The following is a 5,280-nucleotide window of genomic DNA, read 5'->3' as shown; positions in this document are numbered from 1 at the left end:
GGCCTGACCAGGCCATGCAGCTGCGCGCTACCGTCGCCAGCATGGGCAAAGACGTCGAATGGTTCGAGCAGACCGAACGCGAGACCACGTCACCGCAGTGGCACCGCGGACCCGAACCCACCACGCCCGTCCGGCCGATGGACGACGAAGCACCGGCGAGGCCGCGCCGGCGCACCTGGCCCTACGTCGCCGCCATCGCCGCCCTCGCCCTCACGGGCACGGTCGTCTGGCAGAACGCCTCAGACGACCAGAACAAGCAGGACCGCCAGGAGAAGGCCACCGCCTACAAGGGCGTATCGGCTACCGACCTCACCATCGACGGGGTCGAGACCGAGACCCGGGCGAGGTGGAGCAAGGACGGCCAGTCTGTTGTGCTGTCAGTCTGGATCGAATGGGACGAAAGGGCGAAGTTCGTTCGGATCGACTCCGGCGAACAGAAGGCCCAAGAGCAGCCCGCACCCCTCAAGGAAGGCGAGATTCCCGCGCCGGTCCGGCTGGAGGTCAAGGTGCCTGTCAAGGACTGGTACGAAGCGGTCCGGATGACGGTTGCCGTGGGCGGTCCAGAGTGGAAGGAAGGCACCCGGGCCCCGGGCCGCACGATCGAGTTCCGACCGGACCGGACCGCCATCGATACCGAGACTGGGAAGCAGCTGAAGCAGCGGCAAGCGAAGCTCTTGTGACACACCCCCTTCGTGGCTGGGGCGGTCATCAACGGACCCACCGAGGCGTGTCGAATCGGCCCCGTTTCTAGGGTGATTCGTGAAGATCAGGCGTTTTGGGGCGGCCCCGGAGGGCGGCTCGATTCGGGACCACCGGGCTGACGAATCAGACGGCGGCCGTGCGAGGACATCGGGCATCATGTCCTCCATGCCGATGGAGACCGACGACCTGTCCGAGGACGACGCGCCGGCCTGCGTTCCGATCGCAGATGAAGCGACCGGCGAGATTCGGCTGCTGTCCGAGCGGTGCTCGACCTGCATCTTCCGGCCGGGCAACCCGTTCCGGACCACGATGCCGGAACGGATCCGCAGCATGGTCGCTGATGCTGTGGCGGACGAAGGGCATGTGACGTGTCACTCGACGCTGCCGGGCTCGGCGCCCGCGGGTGTCGAGCCTGCGATCTGCCGCGGGTTCGCGGATACGTATGGTGACCGGTCGTTGGCCCTGCGGTTTGGGGACGCCCTGGGCCTCATCCGGGAGGTTCCTCCTCCCTCGTGAGGGCGGTCGGCTACTTCATCCCGGCGTTCGCTTTGGTGCGGGCCAGCCGGTAGGACTCGGTGCCGGTCTCGATGAGGGTGGCGTTGAAGGTGAGCCGATCCACGATCGCTGCGCAGAGCCGTGGATCAGTGAACGTCTTTGACCAGCCCGTGAACGCCTCGTTGGAGGCGATCGCGATGCTGTTCTTCTCCTCCCGCTCGGTCAGGACCTGGAAGAGCATCTCGGCGCCGCGGCGGTCGAGTTCGAGGTAGCCGAGTTCATCGATCTCCAGGAGGTCGACGCGTCCGTAGCGGGCGATGGTCTTGCCGAGCTGCTTGTCGTCGGCCGCCTCGACGAGCTCGTTCACCAGAGCGGCGGCGGTCGTGTAGCGGACGCGATGACCGGCCATGGCGGCCGCAGTGCCTAACGCGATGAGCAGGTGGGACTTGCCGGTGCCGGAGTCACCGATCAGACAGAGCGGGTAGCCCTTGGCGATCCAGTCGCAGGAGGCGAGGTTGTGGATGACGGCCGGGTCGACGTTGGAGTTGGCGCGGTAGTCGAACTCGCGCAGGGACTTCTCGCGAGGGAAGCGGGCGGCGCGGATGCGTCGTTCGGCACGGCGGCGGTCGCGGTCCTCGCACTCGGCGAGCAGGAGCTCGGCGAGGAACCCGGCGTAGGAGAGTCCTTCGCGCTCCGCGCGGGCGATGGTGTCGGCAGCCTGGGCGCGCATGGTGGGCAGCCGGAGCATGCGGCAGGCGGTGTCGATCGCGGCGTCGGATGCCTGTGAGGTGAGCGCGTGGTGGGCGGTGGTCATGGCGACTCCTTGCGGTGAAGGTGCAGCAGTTCGTCCCACTGCTCCAGGCGGGGCAGAGGCCGGACGTCATCGGGCAGGGGCTTGGCCAGACGGCGCGAGGTGAGGTGGCTGACCTGCGGCAGCTGCGGGTCCATGGACGCTGGCGGTTCCGGTGCTGCTGGTGACGCCGTGACGGTGGGCGCCCGGCCGGCTGCCTGCGCGGCCTTTCGGGCCTCCAGAGCGACGACGTCCTCGCTGCAGCTGCCCAGCTTCACGGCGGCCCGAAGTCCGGCGATTACGTCGGCGTGCTGCTGATGGCGGTGCAGGAGCAGCACCCTGACCAGGGCGGTGGTGCCGTCGTCCTCGCCGAGCTGCTGCTTGGCCAGCGCCCAGAACGCCTCGTGCGCGGCGGTGAACGTGCCCTCTGCGCGGGCCTGGTGCAGGGCCTCGGAGCGGTCCAGGGCCCCAGGCTTGCGCAGCAGCACCTCCAGATAGTGGTCCAGGACCAGGTGCTCCAGGCCGCGGCCGGCGAGCCGGGCGTGCCGGGCGATTTCCCGGCGGCCATCGAACACGACGAGCGTGTCGCCGGTCAGGTGGACGGTGACCTTGCGGTCGATGAACCGGGCCGGGACGGAGTACGAGCACATCTTTACCGTGATCCGGCTGTAGCGGTCGACCCGGGGGTGGAAGGCCATCGCCGTCTCGAACGGATCGACCGGCAGCGGCAGCAGGTGCGGTGCCTCCTGGGCGAAGTCCTGGCCGATCGTGCGGATCCGCGATCCGATGCGGCGACCGGCCTCGCGCTCCTCGAACTGGCCCAGTCGGAGGTTGAGTTCCTCCAGCGTCTGAACCTTCGGGACGGGCGTGAGGTAGTTGCGGCGGAAGTAGCCGACCTGCCCCTCCACTCCGCCCTTCTCATGTGCCCCGCGAAGTCCCGGCTCGCAGTAGAACGCGGTGAACCCGTAGAACTCGCGCAGCGCGGTCCACTTCGGGTTCTCCTCGCGCAGCCGGCTGCGGAAGACGACCTTGCGGACCGCCGGGGTGAGGTTGTCATAGCGCACCTGACCTGCCGGAACACCGCCCAAGACGGTCAGCGCGTGCACGTGGCCCTCGAAGAACGCCTGCTGCCCGCAGGACCGGGAGATCCGGTGCACCGACCGCCCCGAGTAGGCCAGCCGGAACGCGAACAGGAAGCACTTCACCCGCTCTCCGGCGAGATCGATCCAGACCTCTCCGAAGTCGACCTCGGCATCGGCGCCGGGCACGTTGTGCCGCGTCAGATAGCCCTCGGTCGGCACTCCTTCCTCCGCAGCGATCGCGCGGCGGCGGGCGGTGACGAAGTCCCGCACCGTGGTGTACGGGAGCGTGACCCCGAACTCCTCCTCCAGCCGCGTGCCGATCCGCTTCGCGGTATGCCGCTGCTTGCGCGGCGCCTCCAGATCCGCCCGCAGCCACTCATCGACCGTCTTCTTGTACGGCTCCATCCGCGGAGAGATCCGCACCGGACGCTTGCGAGGCTGCGCCACCGGCGAGGCCAGCGCCTCCCGCACCAGACGCCGGTGCACCCCGTACTTCCGCGACAACGCTCGGATCGACAGCCTCAGCTGGCAGCTGTCCCGGCGAATCCGATCAAACAACTCCTGCTTGGACAAGGCCATCCGCAGCACCCACCCTCGGCGGACCACAACCACCGTCCCACCGCAAGGCCCATGGTGGGGCCACTTCGCCTCGCCACCACCCCTCAGTGCTCCCGACCGCCCCCACCAGTGGGGCCGATTCGACTCGCCTCGGTGGAGCCGCTGACGGCCGCCCTAGCCACCCCCTTCGCTCGCATCTGATGCCCCGCACCTATGCCGAAGGTGCGGGGCATCAGCGCGTCATGGCGTGGCTCATGCTCCGGACGCTCCGCCTGGTCCTCGCCGGTTCCGCCTACGGGCGGTGTGCGAGGGCTGGAGAGGCCGTCCGGCCTCACCACGACCATCCCTCTGTCCTCTGCTGATTGGAGAACTTGTGGCTGTCATAGGCGTGTTGCGGGAGCCGACGCCGCCGACCTGGTGGCAGGCGAACCGGCACAAGGTCTTCGGCGTCTGCGGGCTGCTGATTGGCTACATGATCGGCACCAACTACCCCGGCGCCGCCGACCCGCACCCGCAGCCCCCGCACCCTGGCCACAGCACCCCCGCCCCGAGCACGCCCGGCCACACCCCCGCGGCCTCCGACTCCACCGCCTGACCATCCCTGTACAGCGCTGCGCCCCGCCGGCCATCCGGCGGGGCGCAGCGCTGTCCCGACCTCTCGGAAGGACGTGCCAGATTGAAGACCTGCCCCACCCACCAGGGCGCTCCCCCGCCCCCGCCCTCGATGCCGCACCGCGCCGGACCCTCGGGGACCGGCTACGTGTGCAAGGGGTGCGGGGCCGCCGCGGGCAGTCCGGAAGAGCAGCGGTCCCACCACTGCCCGTGCTGCGGGGAGCAGTTCGAGGACGGCTGCACCGGCCGGCCCCCGTGCCGGACCTGCCCGCACTGCGGAACGGTCGACACCCGCACGGGCCAGTGGCTCCCGCCCACCGACCCCTTGGCGGACTTCCTCGCCGACCGCTACACCCGCTCCGAGTGGTTCCGCGCCTGGGAGCAGGCGTCCGTCCGCTTCGGGCACGACATCGCCCACCGCCTCGCGCAGGTGACCACGGAGATCGACCGCGCACACCTGTACGGCGAGATCGTGGTGGGCCGCCAGAGGCTCGGCATCCGGTACGGCCCGCGCGGCTTCCAGGCCGCGGCCCCCTGCCCCCGTCGCAACGAATGCCGGCGAGGCCGCCTGTGGACGCCGGTATGGACCCGCCAGGACCTGCTTGCGCTGCACCTGCACGGCCCGGGCCTCGACGCCACCGAATGCGACCGCGCCCGCCTGCACCGCGTGTGAGACGAGGCCTCGGCCGCGCCTCGGGGCTCCGGGCTGACCGCGCATCTGCATCACAGCAGCACTCCGTGTCCCGCGGCGTTCCCGTGCCGACGGGACACGGTGCCTGTCCACCGACCGACGTATGGAGGTTGACCGTGCTCATCCCCCGACCGCGCCGCCGTATCGGCCGGCCCCGCCCCACGGTGCCTGGCCCCCGCTACCCGCAGCGCCCGCGCCGCCTGCCCCCGCCCTGGGGGACCAGGTGAGCACCCGCGCCCGACGGCAGCGCCGCACGGCGCTGCCGCGTACCGGGCAGGGGCTGCCGGAGTACGAGTGGGGCACCGTTCCCGCCGACCAGTTCGCCACGCGCCGCCAGCTGCGCGCGGCCG

General features: G+C 70.3%; 6 protein-coding genes. 4 read left to right on the top strand and 2 right to left on the bottom strand.

Going from position 1 to position 5,280, the window contains the following annotated elements:
* Both IE108_RS34575 and IE108_RS34570 read left to right on the top strand, forming a co-directional pair.
* The coding region (locus tag IE108_RS34575; protein ID WP_229852757.1) for a hypothetical protein at positions 1-680 on the top strand (680 nt) is incomplete at its 5' end.
* Between the two features lie 187 nt (positions 681-867).
* Positions 868-1,218 carry a hypothetical protein gene (locus IE108_RS34570; RefSeq protein ID WP_159394675.1) on the top strand — a complete coding sequence of 117 codons (351 nt, stop codon included), beginning with the start codon at positions 868-870 and terminating at the stop codon, positions 1,216-1,218.
* A gap of 10 nt (positions 1,219-1,228) precedes the next feature.
* Here IE108_RS34570 and istB read toward each other — a convergent pair whose 3' ends face one another.
* Both istB and istA read right to left on the bottom strand, forming a co-directional pair.
* A complete protein-coding gene (gene istB / locus IE108_RS34565) occupies positions 1,229-2,011 on the bottom strand; it encodes an IS21-like element helper ATPase IstB (RefSeq protein ID WP_064732456.1) in 783 nt (260 codons plus the stop codon).
* Complete coding sequence (gene istA / locus IE108_RS34560) at positions 2,008-3,648, bottom strand: IS21 family transposase (RefSeq protein WP_064732540.1); 1,641 nt, start codon at positions 3,646-3,648, stop codon at positions 2,008-2,010. The genes istB and istA overlap by 4 nt, the downstream gene beginning before the upstream one ends.
* 352 nt (positions 3,649-4,000) lie before the next feature.
* On the opposite strand from istA, the gene IE108_RS34555 reads away from it, so the two are divergent.
* Positions 4,001-4,222, top strand: a complete 222-nt coding sequence (locus tag IE108_RS34555; protein WP_159394676.1) for a hypothetical protein — start codon at positions 4,001-4,003, stop codon at positions 4,220-4,222.
* An 81-nt stretch (positions 4,223-4,303) separates the two neighbouring features.
* Entirely contained in the window at positions 4,304-4,912 is a 609-nt protein-coding gene (locus tag IE108_RS34550; RefSeq protein WP_064732458.1) for a hypothetical protein, read from the top strand.
* Positions 4,913-5,280 lie beyond the last annotated feature (368 nt).

Origin of the sequence: Streptomyces parvulus (assembly GCF_014648855.1) — a bacterium.
Lineage (GTDB): Bacteria > Actinomycetota > Actinomycetes > Streptomycetales > Streptomycetaceae > Streptomyces > Streptomyces parvulus.
This window is presented reverse-complemented; position numbering and strand designations above follow the sequence as displayed.

Excerpts from the sequence above, each read along its gene's own strand:
- IE108_RS34570 (WP_159394675.1), top strand. The coding sequence starts at position 868 with ATGCCGATGGAGACCGACGACCTGTCCGAGGACGACGCGCCGGCCTGC.
- istB (WP_064732456.1), bottom strand. The coding sequence starts at position 2,011 with ATGACCACCGCCCACCACGCGCTCACCTCACAGGCATCCGACGCCGCG.
- istA (WP_064732540.1), bottom strand. The coding sequence starts at position 3,648 with ATGGCCTTGTCCAAGCAGGAGTTGTTTGATCGGATTCGCCGGGACAGC.